The organism is Hydrogenophaga sp. (assembly GCF_019264445.1).
Lineage (GTDB): Bacteria > Pseudomonadota > Gammaproteobacteria > Burkholderiales > Burkholderiaceae_C > Hydrogenophaga.
This window is the reverse complement of the sequence record NZ_JAHVAB010000025.1, coordinates 67875-88830: the sequence shown is the minus strand read 5'-3', so window position 1 is coordinate 88830 and position 20956 is coordinate 67875. Positions and strand designations below refer to the sequence as shown.

At 67.5% G+C, this 20956-nt stretch carries 17 protein-coding genes; 7 read left to right on the top strand and 10 right to left on the bottom strand.

Going from position 1 to position 20956, the window contains the following annotated elements; genetic code table 11:
* Positions 1–73 precede the first annotated feature (73 nt).
* Together KXJ60_RS03520 and map are read right to left on the bottom strand one after the other, a co-directional pair.
* Positions 74–2791 (bottom strand): [protein-PII] uridylyltransferase, encoded by a 2718-nt coding sequence (locus KXJ60_RS03520; RefSeq protein WP_291124162.1) that lies wholly within the window; start codon positions 2789–2791, stop codon positions 74–76.
* Positions 2792–2795: 4 nt separating this feature from the next.
* On the bottom strand, positions 2796–3623 hold the full coding sequence (map, locus tag KXJ60_RS03515; protein WP_291124160.1) for a type I methionyl aminopeptidase: 828 nt from the start codon (positions 3621–3623) through the stop codon (positions 2796–2798).
* A gap of 126 nt (positions 3624–3749) precedes the next feature.
* Here map and purL point away from each other — a divergent pair, with 126 nt between their 5' ends.
* The 4 genes from purL (at position 3750) to KXJ60_RS03495 (ending at position 10444) form a co-directional block, all read left to right on the top strand.
* Complete coding sequence (purL, locus tag KXJ60_RS03510; RefSeq protein ID WP_291124159.1) at positions 3750–7973, top strand: phosphoribosylformylglycinamidine synthase; 4224 nt, start codon at positions 3750–3752, stop codon at positions 7971–7973.
* Positions 7974–7995: 22 nt separating this feature from the next.
* Positions 7996–8829: a phytanoyl-CoA dioxygenase family protein gene (locus tag KXJ60_RS03505; RefSeq protein ID WP_291124158.1), complete on the top strand. Its 834-nt coding sequence runs from the start codon at positions 7996–7998 to the stop codon at positions 8827–8829.
* A gap of 12 nt (positions 8830–8841) precedes the next feature.
* The gene (locus tag KXJ60_RS03500) at positions 8842–9813 is read left to right on the top strand and encodes a DUF808 domain-containing protein (RefSeq protein WP_291124156.1); all 972 of its coding nucleotides are present in this window, start codon (positions 8842–8844) and stop codon (positions 9811–9813) included.
* Between the two features lie 70 nt (positions 9814–9883).
* Entirely contained in the window at positions 9884–10444 is a 561-nt protein-coding gene (locus KXJ60_RS03495; protein WP_291124154.1) for a hemerythrin domain-containing protein, read from the top strand.
* 9 nt (positions 10445–10453) lie between these two features.
* Here KXJ60_RS03495 and KXJ60_RS03490 read toward each other — a convergent pair whose 3' ends face one another.
* Positions 10454–12427, bottom strand: a complete 1974-nt coding sequence (locus KXJ60_RS03490; RefSeq protein ID WP_291124152.1) for a U32 family peptidase — start codon at positions 12425–12427, stop codon at positions 10454–10456.
* A gap of 66 nt (positions 12428–12493) precedes the next feature.
* Here KXJ60_RS03490 and KXJ60_RS03485 point away from each other — a divergent pair, with 66 nt between their 5' ends.
* Positions 12494–13246, top strand: coding sequence for an alpha/beta fold hydrolase (locus tag KXJ60_RS03485; protein ID WP_291124150.1), 753 nt, complete (start codon positions 12494–12496; stop codon positions 13244–13246).
* A complete protein-coding gene (locus KXJ60_RS03480; protein WP_291124148.1) occupies positions 13230–14000 on the top strand; it encodes a heparan-alpha-glucosaminide N-acetyltransferase in 771 nt (256 codons plus the stop codon). The genes KXJ60_RS03485 and KXJ60_RS03480 overlap by 17 nt, the downstream gene beginning before the upstream one ends.
* Before the next feature lie 63 nt (positions 14001–14063).
* On the opposite strand, the gene KXJ60_RS03475 is transcribed toward KXJ60_RS03480, so the two are convergent.
* The 3 genes from KXJ60_RS03475 to KXJ60_RS03465 form a co-directional block, all read right to left on the bottom strand.
* Positions 14064–14843 (bottom strand): peptidylprolyl isomerase, encoded by a 780-nt coding sequence (locus tag KXJ60_RS03475; protein ID WP_291124146.1) that lies wholly within the window; start codon positions 14841–14843, stop codon positions 14064–14066.
* Between the two features lie 104 nt (positions 14844–14947).
* Positions 14948–15226: a BolA family protein gene (locus KXJ60_RS03470; RefSeq protein WP_291124144.1), complete on the bottom strand. Its 279-nt coding sequence runs from the start codon at positions 15224–15226 to the stop codon at positions 14948–14950.
* Positions 15223–15768, bottom strand: coding sequence for a septation protein A (locus KXJ60_RS03465; protein WP_291124142.1), 546 nt, complete (start codon positions 15766–15768; stop codon positions 15223–15225). Before KXJ60_RS03465 ends, KXJ60_RS03470 begins: the two co-directional genes overlap by 4 nt.
* Here KXJ60_RS03465 and KXJ60_RS03460 point away from each other — a divergent pair.
* Positions 15661–16866, top strand: a complete 1206-nt coding sequence (locus KXJ60_RS03460) for a DUF533 domain-containing protein (protein ID WP_291124166.1) — start codon at positions 15661–15663, stop codon at positions 16864–16866. The genes KXJ60_RS03465 and KXJ60_RS03460 overlap by 108 nt on opposite strands.
* Before the next feature lie 38 nt (positions 16867–16904).
* Here KXJ60_RS03460 and KXJ60_RS03455 read toward each other — a convergent pair whose 3' ends face one another.
* Genes KXJ60_RS03455 through KXJ60_RS03440 form a run of 4 tightly spaced genes read right to left on the bottom strand, consistent with a single transcriptional unit; the run spans position 16905 to position 20806 of the window.
* On the bottom strand, positions 16905–17930 hold the full coding sequence (locus tag KXJ60_RS03455) for an LLM class flavin-dependent oxidoreductase (protein WP_291124140.1): 1026 nt from the start codon (positions 17928–17930) through the stop codon (positions 16905–16907).
* Positions 17931–17935: 5 nt separating this feature from the next.
* Positions 17936–18856, bottom strand: coding sequence for a cysteine synthase A (gene cysK, locus KXJ60_RS03450; RefSeq protein ID WP_291124137.1), 921 nt, complete (start codon positions 18854–18856; stop codon positions 17936–17938).
* On the bottom strand, positions 18853–19272 hold the full coding sequence (gene msrB, locus KXJ60_RS03445) for a peptide-methionine (R)-S-oxide reductase MsrB (RefSeq protein ID WP_291124135.1): 420 nt from the start codon (positions 19270–19272) through the stop codon (positions 18853–18855). The genes cysK and msrB overlap by 4 nt, the downstream gene beginning before the upstream one ends.
* A 43-nt stretch (positions 19273–19315) precedes the next feature.
* Positions 19316–20806: a protein adenylyltransferase SelO gene (locus KXJ60_RS03440; RefSeq protein WP_291124133.1), complete on the bottom strand. Its 1491-nt coding sequence runs from the start codon at positions 20804–20806 to the stop codon at positions 19316–19318.
* Positions 20807–20956: the final 150 nt, after the last annotated feature.

Below are 20956 nucleotides of genomic sequence, written 5' to 3'. Positions count from 1 at the left end.
GAAGCCGACTCGGAGGACAGTCGCGGAGCGGTGCCCCTGGCTGCCGATGACCGGAGTGACCGGGGAACGCCCCTCAGCCCTCCAGCGTTTCCAGCAACTCGGTCTCGATCTCGATCTGGCGCTTGTTCATCTGCAGCTGCGCACCGCTGATCAGGAACGTGTCTTCGACCCGCTCGCCGAGCGTGGTCACCTTGGCGAGCTGCACGTTGATTTCATAGCGGGCCAGCACCCGCGTGATGCCGTAGAGCAGGCCCGCGCGGTCGCTGGCCGAAACGGAGAGCAGCCAGCGCTGGGCCTTCTCATCCGGGCGCAGGTCCACGCGCGGCGTGACCGGGAAACTCTTCACACGGCGCGAGAGCCGGCCCTTGGCGGGGGTGGGCAGCGGGCCGCGCTCGTCGATGGTCTGCGCGAGGTTGTTCTCGACCATCGCGATGAGTTCGCGGTAGTGCTCCGACATGCTCGGCGCGACCACCTGGAAGGTGTCCAGTGCATGGCCCGTCAGCGTGGTGTGCACCCGCGCGTCCAGGATGCTGAAGTGCGAGCTGTCGAAGTACCCGCAGATGCGCACGAACAGGTCGTTCTGGTCGGGCGCGTACACCAGCACCTGCAGGCCTTCGCCCTCGGGTGAGATGCGCGCACGCACGATGCACTTGTCGATCACAGGCTGGGTGTCGCCCTCGGGGCGGGCGGCTGCCTTGCTCGCGGTCTGAGCCATCTGCTTGGAGAGCACGCGCGTGTGCCACGCGATCTCGTCGGCCTGGTGGCGCATGAAGTAGCTCACATCCAGCGTGTCCCACAGCGCCTTGTGCGCCTGGTGGGGCAGGGCGTGCAGCGCCAGCATGGACAGCGCTTCGCGCTTGCGGCCTTCGATCACCGCGCCCGGGTCGGGTGCCCGGCCACCCAGCGCGCGCAGCGTGTAGCGGTACAGGTCTTCGAGCAGCTTGCCCTTCCACGCATTCCACACCTTGGGGCTGGTGCCGCGAATGTCGGCGACGGTGAGCAAATACAGGGCGGTGAGGTAGCGCTCGTTGCCCACGCGCTTGGCGAAAGCCGCGATCACGTCGGGGTCGCTCAGGTCTTCCTTCTGCGCCATGCGGCTCATGGTCAGGTGCTCGGCCACCAGGAACTGGATGAGCCGTGTGTCTTCGCGTTCGATGCCGTGCTGGTGGCAGAAGGTGCGCACGTCGCTCGCACCCAGGTCGGAGTGGTCGCCACCGCGCCCTTTGGCGATGTCGTGGAAGAGCGCGGCGATGTAGAGGATCCAGGGCTTGTCCCACCCGGCGGCCAGCTGCGAGCAGAACGGGTATTCGTGCGAGTGCTCGGCAATGAAGAAGCGGCGCATGTTGCGCAGCACCATCAGGATGTGCTGGTCCACCGTGTAGACGTGGAACAGGTCGTGCTGCATCTGGCCCACGATGTGGCGGAACACCCAGAGGTAGCGCCCGAGCACAGACGTCTGGTTCATCAGGCGCATGGCGTGCGTGATGCCCTCTGGCTCCTGCAGGATCTTCAGGAACTGGGCGCGGTTGACCGGATCGGCGCGAAAGCGCGCGTTCATCACCGGGCGGGCGTTGTACAGCGCGCGCAGCGTGCGTGCCGACAGGCCCTTGATGCCCACTGTGGTCTGGTACAGGTGGAAGGTCTCCAGGATCGCGTGCGGCTGCTGCACATACAGGTTGTCGCTGGCGACCTCGAGCATGCCGCCCTTGTCGAAGAAGCGATCGTTGAGCGGGCGCAACCGGTCCACGCCGGGCACGTCGCTCTGCAGGCGCTCCTGGATGTTGAGCAGCAGGATCTGGTTGAGCTGCGTGACGGCCTTGGCCGCCCAGTAGTAGCGCTTCATGAGCGCTTCGCTGGCGCGGCGCGTGCCGCGCGCGGTGGGTGCCACGTGCGCTGCACCCGGTGTGCCGGGCGTGATCACGGCAGGCACCTGCGCCTTGAAACCAAACGACTCCGCCACCGCGGTCTGCAGGTCAAACACCAGGCGGTCTTCGCGCCGGTTGGCCAGCAGGTGCAGGCGCGCACGAATCAGGCTGAGCAGCGCTTCGTTGGCCTTGATCTGCCGCGCCTCCAGCGGCGTGGCCAGGCCCTTGCGTGCCAGCTCGTCCCAGCTGCGGCCCAGGCCCGCGGCCTTGGCCACCCACAGGATGATCTGCAGGTCGCGCAGGCCGCCCGGCGACTCCTTGCAGTTGGGTTCGAGCGAGTAGGGGGTGTCTTCGAACTTGGTGTGGCGCTGGCGCATTTCCAGTGTCTTGGCCACAAAGAACGCTTTGGGGTCCATGGCCTCGGCGAGCTGGCTCACCAGGCTCGCGAAGGCGTTCTTGCTGCCCGCAATCAGCCTGCATTCGAGCAGCGAGGTCTGCACCGTCACGTCTTTTTCGGCCTCGGCCACGCAATCAGCCGCCGTGCGCACGCTCGAACCAATTTCCAGGCCCAGGTCCCAGCAAGCACCGATGAAGCCCTCCAGCCGGGCCTTGAGGGTGGCGTCGTGGTCGGGCTGGCTGCCGTCGGGCAGCAGCACCAGCACGTCCACATCGGAAAACGGGAACAGCTCACCGCGGCCAAAGCCGCCCACGGCAATGAGCGAGAAGCCCGGGCCGAAACCGGCCATGGACCACAACTCTCGCAGCGTCTGGTCGGTCAGGCGGGAGAGTTGTTGCAGCGCCTTGCGCACGCCGCGCGTGGACGAGCCCTGCACGCCGAGCTGCGCCATGAGCGCGGCCTTGTCGTTGCGGTATTGAAGTCGAAGGGTGCCGAGGTCGTGCCCGGCGGGTGCTGGCGCCGGCACCATGGCTTCAGGCGAGCTCGGGGGTGGTGGCGGTCACGAATGCAGGCGCGGGCAGGCTGCCGGCCGACAGCGTGAGCACTTCGTAGCCGGTCTCGGTGACCAGCACGGTGTGTTCCCACTGCGCAGACAGCGAGCGGTCGCGCGTGACGATGGTCCAGCCGTCGCCCATTTCCTTGATGTCGCGCTTGCCGGCGTTGATCATGGGCTCGATGGTGAAGGTCATGCCCGGCTTGAGCTCTTCGAGCGTGCCCGGGCGGCCGTAGTGCAGCACCTGCGGGTCTTCGTGGAACTTCTGCCCGATGCCGTGGCCGCAGAACTCGCGCACCACCGAAAAGCCGTTGCCCTCGGCAAAGGTCTGGATGGCGTGGCCGATGTCGCCCAGGCGAATGCCGGGGCGCACCATGACGATGCCCTTCCACATGGCTTCATAGGTCACCTGCGTCAGGCGGCGCGCCTGCACCGAGCAGGCGGCTTCGCCTCCAATGAGGAACATGCGGCTGTTGTCGCCGTACCAGCCGTCCTTGATCACCGTCACGTCGACGTTGAGGATGTCGCCCTTCTTGAGCGGCTTCTCGTTGGGAATGCCGTGGCATACCACTTGGTTGATGGAGGTGCACAGGTGGCCGGGGTAGGGCGGGTAGCCGCTAGGCTGGTAGCCGATGGTGGCCGAAACCGTGCCCTGCTGCTTCATGTAGTCGGCCGCGAGCCGGTCGATCTCCAGCGTGGTGACGCCCGGCTGGATCAGCGGCGTGAGGTAGTCCAGCACTTCGGATGCCAGGCGGCAGGCGGTGCGCATGCCTGCAATGCCGGCAGCGTCTTTGTAGGTGATGCTCATGGGGCGCGATTATCCCATCGCGCCCCTGCGGACGGTGCTTTCCGAGCCAAGGCCATGGGGGCGGCCGGGTAAAATCCTGCGTTTTCCACCCGGCGCCGCCGGGTCAACGCACCTCAGGCTCCCAACGTGTCCCTGCACCTGCGCTTTTTTGAAGGCGGCAACGCCGTCAGCGACTTCAAAGTCCAGCAGCTCCTGCCCCGCCTCGCGGGCATTTCCGAAAAAATTACCAGCCTCTCGGCCCGCTTTGTGCACCTGGCGGGCTTTGACGGCGAACCCGACGCCGCCACGCTGCAGCGCGTGGGCGAGCTGCTGACCTACGGCGAGCCCTGCACCCCGGCGCACCAGCAGCTGGAAGCCGCTGGCGCACCTGCCCTGCTGGTGATGCCCCGGCTGGGCACCGTCTCGCCCTGGGCCTCCAAGGCCACCGACATCGCCCACAACTGCGGCCTGGCGCTGCACCGGGTCGAGCGCTTGGTGGAGTTTCGACTGGGCCTCAAGTCCGGGCTGCTCGGCAAGGCCAGCCTGTCGCCAGATCAGTTGCGCGCTGTGGCCGACCTGCTGCACGACCGCATGACGGAAAACGTCTCGCTCGACCGCACGCAGGCCCAGGCCCTGTTCACCGAACTGCACCCCGCCCCCATGGAGCAGGTGGATGTGCTGGGTGGCGGCCGCGCCGCGCTGGAGCGCGCCAACACCGACTGGGGCCTGGCCCTGGCCGATGACGAGATCGACTACCTGGTGAACGCCTTCAACGGCCTGCAGCGCAACCCGACCGACGTCGAGCTGATGATGTTCGCGCAGGCCAACAGCGAACACTGCCGCCACAAGATCTTCAACGCGCAGTTCACCATTGACGGTGTGGCCCAGGACAAGAGCCTCTTCGGCATGATCCGCCACACGCACCAGCTGGCACCCCAGCACACGGTGGTGGCCTATTCGGACAACGCGTCCATCATGGAAGGCAGCGTGGTCGAGCGATTCGTGGCGCGCGCCGGTGGCCCATCCGCCCCCGCCTATGCGTCGGAAACCGCCACGCACCACGTGCTGATGAAGGTGGAAACGCACAACCATCCCACCGCGATTTCCCCATTCCCCGGCGCTTCCACCGGCGCGGGCGGCGAGATTCGCGACGAAGGCGCCACCGGCCGTGGCTCCAAGCCCAAGGCCGGTCTCACCGGGTTCACCGTCGGCAAGCTCTGGGGCGGCCTGAGCGACCAGCCCGGCGGCAAGCCCGAGCACATCGCCAGCCCGCTGCAAATCATGACCGAGGGCCCGCTGGGTGGCGCGGCCTTCAACAACGAGTTTGGCCGGCCCAACCTGCTGGGCTACTTCCGCGAATACGAACTCGCGGTGGACGGTGTGCAACGGGGCTACCACAAGCCCATCATGATCGCCGGCGGCGTGGGCGTGATCGATGCCGGGCAGACGAAGAAGATCGAATTCCCCGCCGGCTCGCTGCTCATCCAGCTCGGCGGCCCGGGCATGAAGATCGGCATGGGCGGCAGCGCAGCCAGCTCGATGGCCACCGGCACCAACGCCGCCTCGCTCGACTTCGACTCCGTGCAGCGCGGCAACCCCGAGATCGAGCGCCGCGCGCAGGAGGTCATCAACCACTGCTGGCAGCAAGGCGCGAACAACCCCATTCTGGCCATCCACGACGTGGGTGCGGGCGGCCTGTCCAACGCCTTCCCCGAGCTCACCAACGACGCAGGCCGCGGTGCACGCTTTGACCTGCGCGCCGTGCCGCTGGAAGAAAGCGGCCTGGCGCCCAAGGAAATCTGGTGCAACGAAAGCCAGGAGCGCTACGTCCTGGCCATCGCCCCCGAATCGCTGGAGGTGTTCAAAGGTTTCTGCGAGCGCGAGCGCTGCCCGTTTGCGGTGATTGGCGTGGCCACGGAAGAGCGGCACCTGGTGCTGGCAGATGCACCCGTTCGCACGGACGCGACCTCCGTTCGCCCGGAGCCTGTCGAAGGGCTCACCAACACCCTGGCGGGGGCTTCGACAGGCTCAGCCCGAACGGAGAAGGGCTCAGCAGGAACGGCGACAGGCTCAGCGGGAACAGCGACGGGCTTGGCACAGACGGAAAACGCCGTCGACATGCCGATGAACGTGCTGCTGGGCAAGCCGCCCAAGATGCACCGCGATGTGAAGTCGGTGCCACGCCAGCCTGCGCCGCTGGACCTCACGGGCGTGAACCTGCAAAAGGCCGTGATCGACGTGCTCAGCCACCCGACCGTGGCGTCCAAGCGCTTCCTCATCACCATCGGCGACCGCACGGTGGGTGGCCTGAGCCACCGCGACCAGATGGTGGGCCCCTGGCAGGTGCCGGTGGCCGACTGCGCCGTGACGCTGGCCGACTTCAAGGGCTTCGCGGGCGAGGCCATGAGCATGGGCGAGCGCACGCCGCTGGCCGCCATCGACGCAGCCGCTTCCGGGCGCATGGCGGTGGCCGAAGCCATCACCAACCTGCTGGCCGCGCCCATCGAGCTCCTGCGCGTGAAGCTCTCCGCCAACTGGATGGCCGCGTGTGGCGAGCCCGGCGAAGACGCCGCGCTGTACGACACCGTGAAAGCCGTGGGCATGGAGCTGTGCCCGGCGCTGGGCATTTCGATTCCCGTGGGCAAGGACAGCCTGTCCATGCGCACGCAGTGGAAGGAAGGCGGCGAGACGAAGAAGGTCACCTCGCCGGTGAGCCTGGTCGTGAGCGCGTTCGCCACGCTGGCCGACGTGCGCGGCACGCTCACGCCGCAGCTCGACAGCCAGATCGAAGACACCACCCTCGTGCTGATCGACCTGGGCAAGGGCCGCCACCGCATGGGTGGCAGCGTGCTGGCCCAGGCGCTGGGGCAGGGCGGTGGCGAGGTGCCTGACCTCGACGATCCGAAAGACCTGCTCAACCTGGTCAACGCGGTCAATGCGCTGCGCGCCAACGGCCAGATCCTGGCGTACCACGACCGCAGCGACGGCGGCCTGCTGGCCGCGGCGGCCGAGATGGCCTTTGCCGGCCACGTGGGCGTGGCGCTCAACGTCGACCTGCTCGTGACCGAGGGCGACGGCATCAGCGACAGCCGCGCGGAAGTCGGCGACGCGAAGAACTGGGCGGGCCAGGTGAGCGCGCGCCGCGAAGAACTCACCCTCAAGGCGCTGTTCAGCGAAGAGCTGGGTGTGTTGCTGCAGGTGAAGACCGAAGAGCGCAACGCCGTCATGCAGACGCTGCGCGAGCACGGCCTGTCCAAGCACAGCCACTTCGTGGGCAAGACGCGCCCGGCCAGCTCGGCCATGGACGCCGGCAAGGGCCAGCTGCAGGTGTGGCGCGACACCAAGGCGGTGTTCTCCGCCAGCCTGTTCGACCTGCACCAGGTGTGGGACAGCGTGAGCTGGAAGATCAACCAGCAGCGCGACAACCCGGCCTGCGCCGATGCCGAACACGCTGCGGCCGGGCTGCCGGACGATCCAGGCCTGCACACGCGATTGACTTTCGACCCGACTGAAGAGGTCTCCGCTCGGGCTGAGCCTGTCGAAGCCCTCGCCAGCCAGCATCTGCAGAGCCCTTCGACAAGCTCAGGGCGAACGGGGCTTTTGCTTGCGCGGCCCAAGGTGGCCATCCTTCGCGAGCAGGGCGTCAATTCGCATGTGGAGATGGCCTACGCCTTCACCCAGGCAGGCTTTGAGGCCTTTGACGTGCACATGACCGACCTGCAGACCGGTCGCGCGAAGCTGGCCGATTTCCAGGGCGTGGTGGCTTGCGGTGGCTTCAGCTATGGGGACACCCTGGGGGCCGGCATTGGCTGGGCGCGCAGCATCACGTTCAATGCCGCGCTGTCCGAGCAGTTCCAGGGCTTCTTTGGCCGCACCGACACCTTCGGCCTGGGCGTGTGCAACGGCTGCCAGATGTTTGCCGAGCTGGCCGACATCATTCCCGGCGCCCAGGCCTGGCCCCGCTTCACCACCAACCAGAGCGAGCGCTTCGAGGCGCGGCTCTCCATGGTGGAGGTGCTGGAGTCGCCCAGCCTGTTCCTGGCCGGCATGGCCGGCAGCCGCCTGCCGATTGCCGTGGCGCACGGCGAGGGCTATGCCAACTTCAAGCACCGTGGCGACCCGGCCAAGGCCATTGCGGCCATGCGCTTCGTGGACAACACGGGCGCGGCCACCGAGCAGTACCCGTTCAACCCGAACGGCAGCCCCGGCGGGCTCACGGCGGTGACGACGGCCGACGGCCGCTTCACGGCCATGATGCCGCACCCCGAGCGCGTGTTCCGCAACATCCAGATGAGCTGGACCGACCAGGACCCGTCCGCCTACAGCGGCTGGATGCGCCTGTGGCGCAACGCGCGCCGTTGGATCGGCTGAACCGAGTTCACAAGGAGTAACCGTGGCGCGCACACACCACCTGGACGCTGCGACGGTCCAGCACTACGCCGCCGATGGCGCGGTGGTGCTGCGGGGCGTGTTCAATGCCGGCGAGTTGGCGCTGCTGGAGCGCGGCATTGAGCACAACCTCGCGCACCTGAGCCCGCTGGCGCTGGTGGCCAGCGAACCCGACGACCCGGGGCGCTTCGTCGAAGACTTCTGCACCTGGCAAGACAACCCGGCGTATCAGCAGGTGCTGTGCGAGTCGGCCCTGCCGCACATCGCCACGCAGCTCATGCAGAGCCGCACGGCGCGCCTGTATCACGACCACCTGCTCGTGAAAGAACCGGGCACCCGCCAACCCACCCCGTGGCACCAGGACCAGCCGTACTACAACGTCAGCGGTCGCCAGAACGTAAGCTTCTGGATCCCTGTGGACCCGGTGCCTCTGGCCAGCACGTTGCGCTTCGTGGCGGGTTCGCACGAAGGCACCTGGTACATGCCGCGCACCTTCCGCGACCAGCAGGCCAAGTGGTTTCCTGAAGGCACGCTGGCCGAACTGCCCGCCATCGACGCTGAGCCCGAGCGGTTCCGGCAACTGGCCTGGGCGCTGGAGCCGGGCGACTGCGTGGCCTTTCACATGCTGGCCCTGCACGCGTCCAGCGGCGTGGGGCCCGGGCAGCGGCGCCGGGTGTTTTCGGCCCGTTATCTGGGCGAGGATGCCCGCCATGCGCCACGTCCCTGGCGCACATCGCCGCCGTTCCCCGGTCTGGCCGAGCGCATGGCCGACGGCGCTGCGCTCGACGACCCGCTGTTTCCTCCTGTCTGGCCGCGCGCAGACGCCACCCCTTCCTGAAAGCCCCACACCATGGCCGGTTCCAGCTTGCTTGCGCTGATCGACGACATTGCCACCATCCTGGACGACGTTGCGCTGATGACCAAGGTGGCCGCGCGCAAAAGTGCGGCGGTGGCCGACGACGTGGCGGCCATGACGCAGCTGGCGGCCAAGAAAACGGCTGGCGTGCTGGGCGACGACCTGGCCCTGAATGCGCAGCAGGTCACGGGCGTGAAGGCTGATCGCGAGCTGCCGGTGGTGTGGGCGGTGGCCAAGGGCTCCCTGATCAACAAGGCGATCCTGGTGCCCAGCGCGCTGCTCATCAGCGTGATCGCGCCCTGGGCCATCACGCCCTTGCTCATGCTCGGCGGGCTGTTCCTGTGTTTCGAGGGCGCCGAAAAACTCTGGCATGCCTTTGGTCCGCACAAGGCCGAGGACGACGCGCAACACGAAAAGCGGGTGGAGGCCCTGGCCGATGAAAACGTCGATCTGGTCGCCTTCGAGAAGGACAAGATCAAGGGCGCCGTGCGCACCGACTTCATCCTATCGGCCGAAATCATCGTCATCACCCTCGGCACGGTGGCGTCGGTCAGCATGGGCCAGCGCGTGGCCGTGCTGGTGGGCATCTCGCTGATCATGACCGTAGGCGTGTATGGCCTGGTGGCGGGCATCGTCAAGCTCGACGACCTCGGGCTGCACCTCAGCCGGCAGGCGGCCGCCTGGAAACAAAGCGTGGGCCGCGGCATTCTGGCGGCCGCTCCCTGGCTGATGAAGACCCTGTCGGTGGTGGGCACGGCCGCCATGTTCCTGGTGGGCGGCGGCATCCTGGTGCACGGCATTCCGGCACTGGGGCACGGCATTGAAGCCTTTGCCGCCACGCTGGGCTGGCTGGGCTCGGTCGTCTCCAGCCTCACGGGCGCCGCCGCGGGCTTGCTGGCGGGTGGGCTCGTGCTCGTGGTGGTGAACCTCATCACGCGCCTGCGCGGCGGCGCGCAGCCGGCTTGAGCGCCTGACGCGGCGCGTTGTTTGACGTGCGTCAAGGTGCGCGCGCACCGGGCTGCCTACACTGGCTTTCATGATGCAAGCCACCGACGCCACCGCCATTCGCACCCCGTCGACCGACGCCGCCCCGCTGGAGGGTTTTGTGGGGAGTCATGTCGGCATCCTCAAACAACTCCGGGCCCTCGACGAGTTGCCCGCGTTGATGGAGCCGGCGGCACGCGCTCGGCGAATCGCTGCCGACTCGCTGGCGCTGTTCCGTGAGGGCATCCTTGAACACCACCTGGATGAGGAGCGCGAGCTGTTTGTGGCGGCGCTGGCCAGCGCGCAGCCCGGTGCCGAAAAGGCCCGTGTGCAGGTCATGGTTGAGCGGCTGACGCGCGAGCACCGCATCATCGAAGGCGTCTGGAAGTTTCTGGAGAAAGACCTCAAGCGCGTGACCAAGGGACAAGACGCCGAGCTGGACGTGCACGAAGTGCACGCACTGGTCACGGCCTACACCAGCCACGCGGCCTTTGAAGAGTCCGAGTTCCTGCCGCTGTGCCAGGTCATCCTGGGGCGCAACGGCAACCACATGGCGGCACTCGGCCTGTCGCTGCACATGCGACACACCCCGCCCATCGTGGGCCACATCTGAACGCTTGGCTCAGGCGGCGGTCTGCGGTGTGGGGCGCGTGCGGTAAAACTTCAGCGGGCTGCTGGGCACCTCGTCCCGCACGGCGGGCTTCATGCGACCCACCACGTGCATTTCGCAGGGCTTGCAGTCAAACCGCAGCGTGAGTTTTTCGTTGCCGTGCGTGATGCTCATGGGCTCTGCGCGGATCGTGCCCTGCACGCCCGTGACCCCTTTGGCCTGTTTGGGGCACAGGCTGAGCGAGAAGCGCACGCAGTGCTTGGTGATCATCAGGCTCACCTCGCCGTCTTCCTCGTGGCTCTCGTAGGCGGATGCGATGACCTTCACGCCGTGCTTCGCGTAGAAGTCACGCGCCTTGTGGTTGAACACGTTGGCCAGGTAGGTGAGGGTGTCTTCCGGGTAACTCACCGGCGGCTGGATAGGGGTGGCGCGCGGCAGGCGTTGCCAGGCTTGCGCCCGGGCGGCTTCAAGCGCCGCGATGGCGTCGCGCCGCAGCGGGTTGAGCAGGGAGGCGGGCACAAACCACGGCTGTGAGAGCTGCAGCGACACGTCGATGGGCTCGAACACCGTTTCGCCGAGGCGCGCCAGGCTCTCACGGAGCCGGGCAGTGGCTTGCGCGGTGTCCTTGGCGGGTTCCAGCGTGCACGGCAGGCTGGCCTGGCCCACGTGGCCGTCTTCGTCGGTGACGGTGAGCGACAGACCCTCGGCCGCGTCTTCCAGCCGCAGCCACGCGCCAATGCGGCGCTCGGCAGACTTCTTCTCCAGCGCGCGCACCCAGCTGGTGTCGCGGTTGCGGTGGATCACCGTGCCGCGCTTGAGGTGGCGCAGCCCGTCCATCGCGTCCTTGGGGAACACGCGCCACTGGCCGGGTGCACCCACCGGTTCGGCGCGGTTGATCTGCAAGCCCACCAGCTCCTTGTGCAGGTCCAGGTAGCACAGGCCGTCGCCGTTGTGCACCACCGTGGCCGGGTCGTCGGTTTCCAGCTCCACGAAGTTCGGTCCCAGTTTTGTCACCCAGCCGATGGGGCGGCCCGGGTTCTTGGGTGTGTCGAAGGCGCCAATGTCCTCCTGGCGGCCCTGCACGAAGTAGTCGGTGAACTCGCGGTTGAAGTTCTGCGCCGGATCGGGGGAAAACGAAAACGTGCAACGACCGCTGGAGGCGCGCGCGAGTTCGGGGCGCTCTTCCAGGATCTCGTCGAACAGCCGCCGGTAGTGGGCGGTGATGTTCTTGACGTAGCCCATGTCCTTGTAGCGGCCTTCGATCTTGAAGCTGCGCGCGCCCGCGTCGATGAGGGCGCGCAGGTTGTCGCTCTGGTTGTTGTCCTTCATCGAGAGCACGTGCTTGTCGTGCGCGACGATGCGGCCCTGGCTGTCCTTCACCTCATAGGGCAGGCGGCAGGCTTGCGAGCAGTCACCGCGGTTGGCGCTGCGCCCGGTGTGCGCATGGCTCACGTAGCACTGACCGCTGTAGGCCACGCACAGCGCGCCATGGATGAAGAACTCGATCAGGCAGCGCTCGGGGTCGAGCGCGTCGCGGATGGCGTCGATCTGCGGCAGCGTGAGTTCGCGCGCCAGCACCAGCTTGGACAAGCCTGCGTCCTGCAGAAAGCGGGCTTTTTCGGGCGTGCGAATGTCGGTCTGCGTGCTGGCGTGCAGCTGGATCGGCGGCAGGTCGATTTCGAGCAGCCCCATGTCCTGGATGATCAGCGCGTCCACGCCGGCGTCGTACAGCTGCCAGGCCAGCTTGCGCGCGGGCTCGAGCTCGTCGTCGCGCAAGATGGTGTTCATGGTCACGAACACCCGGCTGCCGAAGCGGTGGGCGTGTCGGGCGACGCGGGCAATGTCCTGCACGCGGTTGTCGGCGCTGGTGCGCGCGCCGAACGAGGGCCCGCCGATGTAGATCGCGTCGGCGCCGTGGTTCACCGCCTCGATGCCGATGTCGGCGTCGCGGGCGGGCGAGAGGAGTTCGATCTGGTGGGGCAGCATGGCGGGGGGTGGAGCGTGCAGAATCGGGCCAGGAAAAACAGCCCGTTATTCTCCCGGAGAACGCCCATGTCCCCAAGCCCTGCAGCAACTTCGGCCGCCATCGTGCTCGTGCATGGCGCCTGGCATGGTGCCTGGTGCTGGCGGCGCCTCCTGCCCTTGCTGCGGGGCACTGGTGTGCAGGCGCATGCCGTCACGCTCACCGGCGTGGGCGAGCGCGCCCACCTGCTCAGCCCGTCGGTGGACCTGCACACGCACATCCAGGACGTGCTGGGCCTGATCGAGGCCGAGGAGCTGCAGCGCGTGGTGCTGGTGGGCCACAGCTACGCCGGCATGGTGGTCACGGGTGTGGCCGACCGCCTGCAGCGCGAACGCCCCGGCTCGCTGGCCCATCTGGTGTACCTCGACGCTTCGGTGCCGCGCCCCGGCGAGAGCTGGAGCAGCCCGCACCCGGAGGCCACCCGGCAAGGCCGCGTCGAGGCCGCGAAGTCCAGTGGGGGCCTGAGTTTGCCGCCGCCCGATGCCCAGGTCTTTGGCCTCGAAGGCGCCGACCGCGAATGGGTGAACCGCCGCCAGACCCCGCAACCCTTCAGCGTGTACCAGCAGGTGCTGGACTTCGACGCGGCGCGTGTGGCCGCCGTGCCGCGCACCTTCATCGACTGCACCTCGCCTGCGCTGGCCACCATTGCGCCATCGCGCGAGCGCGTGCGCAGCGAGCCCGGCTGGCAGGTGGTGGAGCTGGCCACCGGGCACGACCCCATGGTCAGCGAACCGCAGGCCCTGGCCGACCTGTTGCTGGGCATCCATGGCCGCGTGGACTGAGGCGGGCGGGCACATGCCGCAGCGCCTGGACCGCATCGACCTGCTGCGCGCCGCCGCCATGCTGTGGATGACGGCCTACCACCTCTGTTTCGACCTCGACTTTTTCGGCTTCATCGACGCGGACTTTTACCGCGACCCGTTCTGGACCTGGCAGCGCACGGCGATCGTGAGCTTGTTCCTCTTCACCGCCGGGCTGTCGCAGGCGGTGGCCGTGCACCAGGGTCAGAACTGGGCGCGCTTCTGGCGGCGCTGGCTGCAGGTGGCTGGCGCTGCGGTGCTGGTCACAGCCGGCTCGGTGCTGATGTTTCCGCACAGCTTCATCTACTTTGGCGTGCTGCACGGCATCGCGGTGATGCTGATCGTGGTGCGCGCCACCGCCGGCTGGGGCGCGTGGCTGTGGGTGCTGGGTGGGGTGGTGATCGGCCTGAAATTCGCTGCGCCACACGCCATCGCCCTGTGGCCTGCGCTGGAGGTGTTCAACGGCCCCGCGCTCAACTGGCTCGGCCTGATCAGCCGCAAGCCGATCACCGAAGACTATGTGCCGCTCGTGCCGTGGTTGGGCGTCATGTGGTGGGGCATGGCGGCCGGGCAGTGGGCACTGCGCCAAAGGCCAGAGTGGCTGGGCGCGGCGCAGGCCGGTGCCAGCGGCGCACGCCGCGCGCTCGTGACCCTGGGGCGCTGGAGCCTTACCTACTACCTGCTGCACCAACCCGTGCTGCTTGGCCTGGTCTGGCTGCTGGTGCAGACGCGCTGAACGAATCTGGCACGAACGAAAAAAGCGCGGACCTGCCGCGCTTTTTTCTGAAGGCCTGGGGCCTTACTGGATCTTGGCTTTTTCGCGCAGCGACTTCTGGAAGTCGGCGAGCTTCTGCTGTTGCATCTGCTGCTCGATCTGCGGCTTGATGTCTTCCAGCTTGGGCAGCTCGGCGGTGCGTACGTCGTCAACGCGGATGATGTGCCAGCCGAACTGGGTCTTCACCGGCTCTTGCGTCATCTGGCCCTTTTCGAGCTTGACCATGGCTTCGGAGAACTCAGGCACGTAGCTCGCCGCCGCTGCCCAGTCGAGGTCGCCGCCGTTGGCACCGGACCCCGGGTCCTTCGACTGCTTCTTGGCGATCTCTTCGAACTTGCCGCCCTTCTTGAGGCTGGCAATGATCGCCTTGGCTTCGTCTTCCTGCTCCACCAGGATGTGGCGGGCGCGGTATTCCTTGCCGCCGTTGGCCGCCACGAACTTGTCGTACTCGGCCTTGACGTCGGCGGCGGTCACCGGATTCTTCTTCTGGTAGTCCGCAAACAGGGCGCGGATCATGATGGTCTGGCGCGCCAGCTCCATCTGGTTCTTGTAGTCCTCGGTGGCGGCAATCCCGCGCTTCTGCGCTTCCTGCATGAAGATCTCGCGCAGCACCACTTCTTCCTTGAGCTGGGCGCGCACGTTGTCGTCCACCGGGCGTCCCGAGGCCGCAATCTGCTGCTCCAGCACCGCCAGGCGGGCGGACGGGACGGCCTTGCCGTTGACGATGGCCACGTTCTGGGCGAGGGCCCAGGGGGCCGCCGTGATGAGCGCTGCAGCGGTGAGGGCCGACAGGGAAAGTTTCATGGTGTTCCTTGGGATGAAAAGAGGTTGGAGCCGCCGCCGGAGGCAGGGTTTCAGCAAACAGGTATCAGAACGTAGCGGCTGAATCGGGGGAGTGGGGAGGGCTGTCAGGCCTTGATTTCGATGGCCAGGGCGTGCATCCCTGCCTCGGTGAAATTGCGCAGCGCATCATACACAAGGCGGTGCTGCGCGACCCTCGTGCGTCCGGCAAACGCCGGCCCGCCGATGCGCACCCGAAAGTGCGTGCCGTAGCCCAGTCCGTTGGCACCGGAATGGCCTGCATGGGCAGAGCTTTCGTCGATCACCTCCAGGGAGGAAGGGGCCAGCGCATCGCGCAGGCACGCCTCGATGGCGCTGGCCGTCGGGACCACAGGAGAACTGCTCATGGTTGCTTGCCCGCCGTGTCGTCCTTCATGTAGCGCGCGATATAAAGCCCCTGGCCCACGATGAAGATCACCGGGAACACATAGCCCCACAGCTTGAAGTTCACCCAGTCTTCCGTGGAGTAGTAAGCGGCTACGTAGGCATTGATGCCGGCCATGAACAGAAAGTAGCCCACCCACGCCACGGTCAACCGGGACCACACTGGGGCGGGCAGCGTGAGCTGGCTGCCCAGCAGGATCTGCAGGAAGTTCTTCTTCCAGATCCACAACGCGGCCGCCAGCACGATGGCCATGCTCGCGTACAGCACGGTGGGCTTCCACTTGATGAAGCGCTCGTCCTGCAGGAACAGGGTGAGCGCACCAAACACAAGCACCAGCACCAGCGTCACCTTGTGCAGCGTCTGCAGCTTGCGGTCCAGCGCGTAGATGATGCCGGTCTGCACCACCGTGGCGGCCATCAGCACCGCCGTGGCGGTGTAGATGTCAGCCATCTTGTAGGCCGCCACAAAGAGGGCGATGGGAAAGAAGTCGATGAGAAAACGCATGCGCGGATTATCGGCCTTGGGCTGGCGGCTGCCTTAAACGGGGCTTTGGCGGCCCTGCGGAACTTGCGGGCCTGCAAGAGGCTCCCTATCGTGTCGCCCGTTTCGATTCATCTTCACAGGAGTGAGCCGCGCATGTCCCCTCAAGAGCAACAGTCCATTCTTTCCATCGTGTTGCTGGCCGCGTTTGCCGACGGCAACAAGGCCGACAGCGAGCGCGAATCCATTCGGCAGCTCGCCCAGTCGCTCGGGTCGGCGGGTGGCAGCGCCGATCTGGCGCGGCTCTACCAGGACGTGTTGCTCAAGCGCGTGTCGCTGGCCGATGCGGTGGGTGGTTTGCAAGACGCCGGTCAGCGCCAGCTGGCCTACGAAATGGCCGTGTGCGTGTGCGATGCGGATGGCCGGCAAAGCCCACCCGAGGTGGCATTTCTCGCGGATCTGAAAGCCCGCCTGCAGCTCAACGCAGGTGAGGTCGCGGCCTTTGAGCGCGAGGCCGATGCCGTGCTGGACGCCGCCGACAAGGCCGTGCCGGTGGCAGCGACCGCCGCCGCCGCGGCTCCAGTGGTGGCCGCCACGGTGGCGCCCGGCGCCGACCTGGACAAGTCCATCCTGAACTACGCGCTGCTCAATGGCGCGCTGGAGTTGTTGCCGCAGTCGTGGGCCTCGATGGCGATCATTCCCTTGCAGGTGAAGATGGTCTACGCCATCGGCAAGGCGCACGGGGTGGAGCTGGACCAGGGGCATATTCGCGAGTTCATTGCGGCGGTGGGCGTGGGCTTGACCTCGCAGTACCTGGAGCAGTTTGGCCGCAAGCTGCTGGGCGGCTTGCTGGGCAAGGCGGCCGGGCGCACCGTGGGGCGCATCGGCGGTGCGGCCACCGGCATGGCGTTTTCGTTTGCCACCACCTATGCGCTGGGCCAGGTGGCCAAGCGGTATTACGGCGGCGGGCGGGTGATGAGCACGGCCTTGCTCAAGCAGACCTTCCAGGACCTGCTGGGCCCGGCCAAGCAGATGCAATCGCAATACCTGCCGCAGATCCAGCAGAAAGCCGCCACGCTGGATGCCGGGCAGGTCATGCAAATGGTGCGCGGCGGGGTCTGAGAGAGCGCCCGGCACCGCCGGTTCCGCGGGTGCCCTGGTCAGGCCGCGTCCGCGGTCTCCGGGTGCGCGGCCATCGCCTCGGCGGCCAGGGTGAGCGAGCGCAGGCGCAGCGCCGGGTCGAACAGGTCGCTGACGATCATGAACTCGTCGGCCTGCGTCACTTGTGCCAGTTGCTGCAGGCCTTCGCGCACGGTGTCTGGCCCGCCGATCACCGCAGCGGCCAGGAAGTCGGCGATGGCGGCCTGCTCCTGCGGGTGCAGGCGCTGCATGAAACCCTGCACCGGTGGCGGCAGCTGGCCGCGCTTGCCCGTGAGGATGCCCAGCACGCGCTGGTAGGTGCTGCTCGCCAGGAACTCGGCTTCTTCGTCGGTGGGCGCCGCGATCAGCGGCACGCCGACGATGGCGTAAGGCTCCGCCAGGGTGGCCGAGGGCTGGAAGTGCGTGCGGTAGACGTCCAGCGCCTGCAGCAGCAGCCGGGGCGCGAAGTGCGAGGCGAACGCATACGGCAGGCCTCGGTCGGCCGCCAGACGGGCCGAGAACAGGCTGGAGCCGAGCAGCCAGATCGGCACATTGGTGCCGGCACCGGGGTTGGCAATCAGGCGCTGGCCAGGGGTGGCGGGGCCCAGCAGGTGCTGGAGTTCGGCCACGTCGCGCGGAAAGTCGGCTTCGGTTTCGACACGATCACGCCGCAGCGCGCGCATGGTGTGCGGGTCGGTACCGGGCGCGCGGCCCAGGCCCAGGTCGATGCGCCCGGGGTAGAGCTCGGCCAGCGTGCCGAAGGCTTCGGCCACCACCAGCGGTGCGTGGTTGGGCAGCATGACGCCGCCTGAGCCCACGCGTATGCGCTTCGTGCCGCCCGCGATGTGGCCCACCAGCACGGCCGTGGCCGAACAGGCGATGCCGCTCATGTTGTGGTGCTCGGCCAGCCAATAGCGCGTGAAGCCGAGCGACTCGGCGTGTTGCGCCGTGCGCAGGGCGACGGCCAGGGCGTCGGCCACGGTGCTGCCTTCGCGCAGGGCCACCAGGTCGAGCATGGACAGGCGGATGTCTTTGAGGTCTTTCATGGGCATCAGGCGGGCAGGAAGCCGTCTACGGAGAGATAACGTTCGCCGGTGTCGTAGTTGAAGCCGAGCACCACGGCATCGGGCGCCAGGTCGGGCAGCTTCTGCGCGATGGCGGCCAGCGTGGCGCCCGACGAGATGCCCACCAGCATGCCTTCTTCGCGCGCAGATCGCCGCGCCATCTCGCGCGCCGCCTCGGCGTCGACCTGGATGACGCCGTCGAGCAGCTGCGTGTTGAGGTTGTTGGGAATGAAGCCCGCGCCAATGCCCTGGATGGGGTGGGGCGAGGGCGCGCCGCCGGAGATGACGGGCGAAGCCGCGGGCTCTACCGCAAACACCTTGAGCCGGGGCCAGCGCGCCTTGAGCACACGCGCCACCCCGGTGATGTGGCCACCCGTGCCCACGCCGGTGATGATCGCGTCGAGGCCTTCGGGAAAGTCGGCGGCGATTTCTTCGGCCGTGGTGCGCACGTGCACGTCCACGTTGGCCGGGTTGTTGAACTGCTGCGGCATCCAGGCGCCGGGGGTGGCGGCCACGATCTCTTCAGCGCGCGCGATCGAGCCTTTCATGCCCTTTTCACGCGGCGTGAGGTCAAAGCTCGCGCCGTAGGCGAGCATCAGGCGGCGGCGCTCCACCGACATGCTGTCGGGCATGACGAGGATGAGCTTGTAGCCCTTCACGGCCGCCACCATGGCCAGGCCAATGCCGGTGTTGCCCGAGGTGGGCTCCACGATGGTGCCGCCGGGTTTCAGGGCGCCGGAGCGTTCGGCGTCTTCCACCATGGCCAGGGCGATGCGGTCCTTGATCGAGCCACCCGGGTTGCTGCGCTCGGACTTGATCCAGACCTGCTGGCTCGCGCCTTCGAACAGGCGCTGCACTCGCACGTGGGGCGTGCTGCCGATGGTGTCGAGGATGTTCCGGGCTTTCATGGTGCGTCCTTCTTCGGTTGGTGTTCGAGCGAGGCGGAGTTCATGCAGTAACGCAAACCGGTGGGCGCCGGGCCGTCTTCGAACACGTGGCCCAGGTGCGCGCCGCACTGGCTGCAGACGGTTTCCACGCGCACCATGCCATGGCTGCGGTCGGTGATCTCGGTGATGGCGCCCGGCACGGCCTGCGAGAAGCTCGGCCAGCCGCAACCGGCGTCGAACTTGGTGTGCGCGTCAAACAGGGTGTTGCCGCAGCAGATGCAGTGGTAGCTGCCGTCGGCCCAGACCTGCTCGTATTTGCCGGTGTAGGGGCGCTCGGTGTGGGCGTGGCGCGTCACGTCAAAGGCGCGCGCCTCAGCCCCTTTGGCGGCCAGCACCTCGCGCCATTCGGCTTCGGTTTTCTGGATGGGAAAGCTCATGGGATCTCCTTGAAATGACGCAAACCACCGGGCTGCGGGTGCTTCACGACGAACAGCTGATTTCGATCTGGCGGGCCCATTCGGGCGGGAAGGCGGCCAGGTCGTCCTGTCCGGCGACTTCTTCAAATGGGTGCTCCAGCGCATTTTGCAACCGCGCCACCTCGCTGAAATCGCCCTGCCGGGCGCGCTGGATGGCGACTTCGCCTAGGTGGTTGCGCAGCACCACATGCGGGTTGGTGCGCAGCATCTGTGCCTGCGTGGCGTCGGCATCGAAGCCGGGTTGCGCGTGCAGGCGCTCGTGCCAGCGCAAGGCCCAGGCGTCAAACGCCTCGCGCTGCAGGAACAGGTCGCGCACGGGTTCGATTGCTCCACCCACCGCGCGGCTCAGGCGGCGCCAGAAGATGGTGAAGTCCACCGCGTCGGCCGCCAGCAGCTTCATCAGCGATTCGGTCAGCTCGGCGTCGCCCGCCTGCACCTGCGCCAGGCCGAGCTTGGCGTTCATGCGCCGCTGCAGCGCGGCCGGCATGAGGGCCTTGTAGGGCTCCAGTGCGTCCAGCGCCTGCTGCTGGTCGTCCATGAGCGGCAGCAGCGCCTGGCCCAGCGCAAACAGGTTCCAGTAGGCGATGTTGGGCTGGCGGTTGTACGCATACCGCCCGCCGGTGTCGCTGTGGTTGCAGATGTGGCCGGGGTTGAAGGCATCGAGGAACTGGAACGGGCCGTAGTCGATGGTCAGGCCCAGGATGCTCATGTTGTCGGTGTTCATCACCCCGTGGCAAAACCCCACGGCCTGCCATTGCGCCACCATCTCGGCGGTGCGCGCGCTCACGGCCTCGAGCAGCGCGGCGTAGGGGTTGCCGGTGGCATCGCGGCAGGCCGGGTAGTAGCGGACGATCACGAAGTCGGCCAGCACGCGCAGTTCGTCGTGCAGGCCATGGTGCGAGAAGTGCTCGAAATGCCCGAACCGGATGAAACTGGGCGCCACGCGCGTGACGACCGCTGCGGTTTCGATTTCTTCGCGGCGAACCGGGCCGGGCGAGCCCGTGACGCACAACGCCCGACTGGTAGGGATGCCCAGCGCGTGCATGGCTTCGCTGCACAGAAATTCGCGGATGGAGCTGCGAAGCACGGCGCGCCCGTCGCCCATGCGGGAGTAGGGCGTTAGTCCGGCACCTTTGAGCTGCACTTCCTGCGGGCCGCTGGCGGTGTCCACTTCGCCCAGCAGGATGGCGCGGCCATCGCCCAGCTGCCCGGCCCAGTGGCCGAACTGGTGGCCGCTGTAAACGCTGGCCAGCGGCTGCGTGCCTGCGATGGCCAGGTTGCCGGTGAAGGCATCCAGCGCGGCGGGGGAGGCGAGCCACTGGCGGTCCAGGCCCAGGAGATCGGCCACCGCAGGACTCGTGCCCACCCAATGGGGCGAGGGCAGGGGCGTGGGCTGCAGCCGGGTGGAGAAGGCGTCGCCCAGGGCGGCGAAGCGGTTGTGCCAGTTCAGGCCCAGATCCAGGCCGGCGGCCATCTCGTCGAGCGGTCGGTTCATAGGGCGTATTGTCCCCGCCGGGGTGCAACATGACCACGGGCAGGGTCAATCCGGCCAGGGTGCACAGACCCTGTCCCGCAATGGACATGGCCGGCATCGCCCCGGTGGAACCCCGGGGGTTTGGCGGCTTTCAAACGGCTACGATGAACG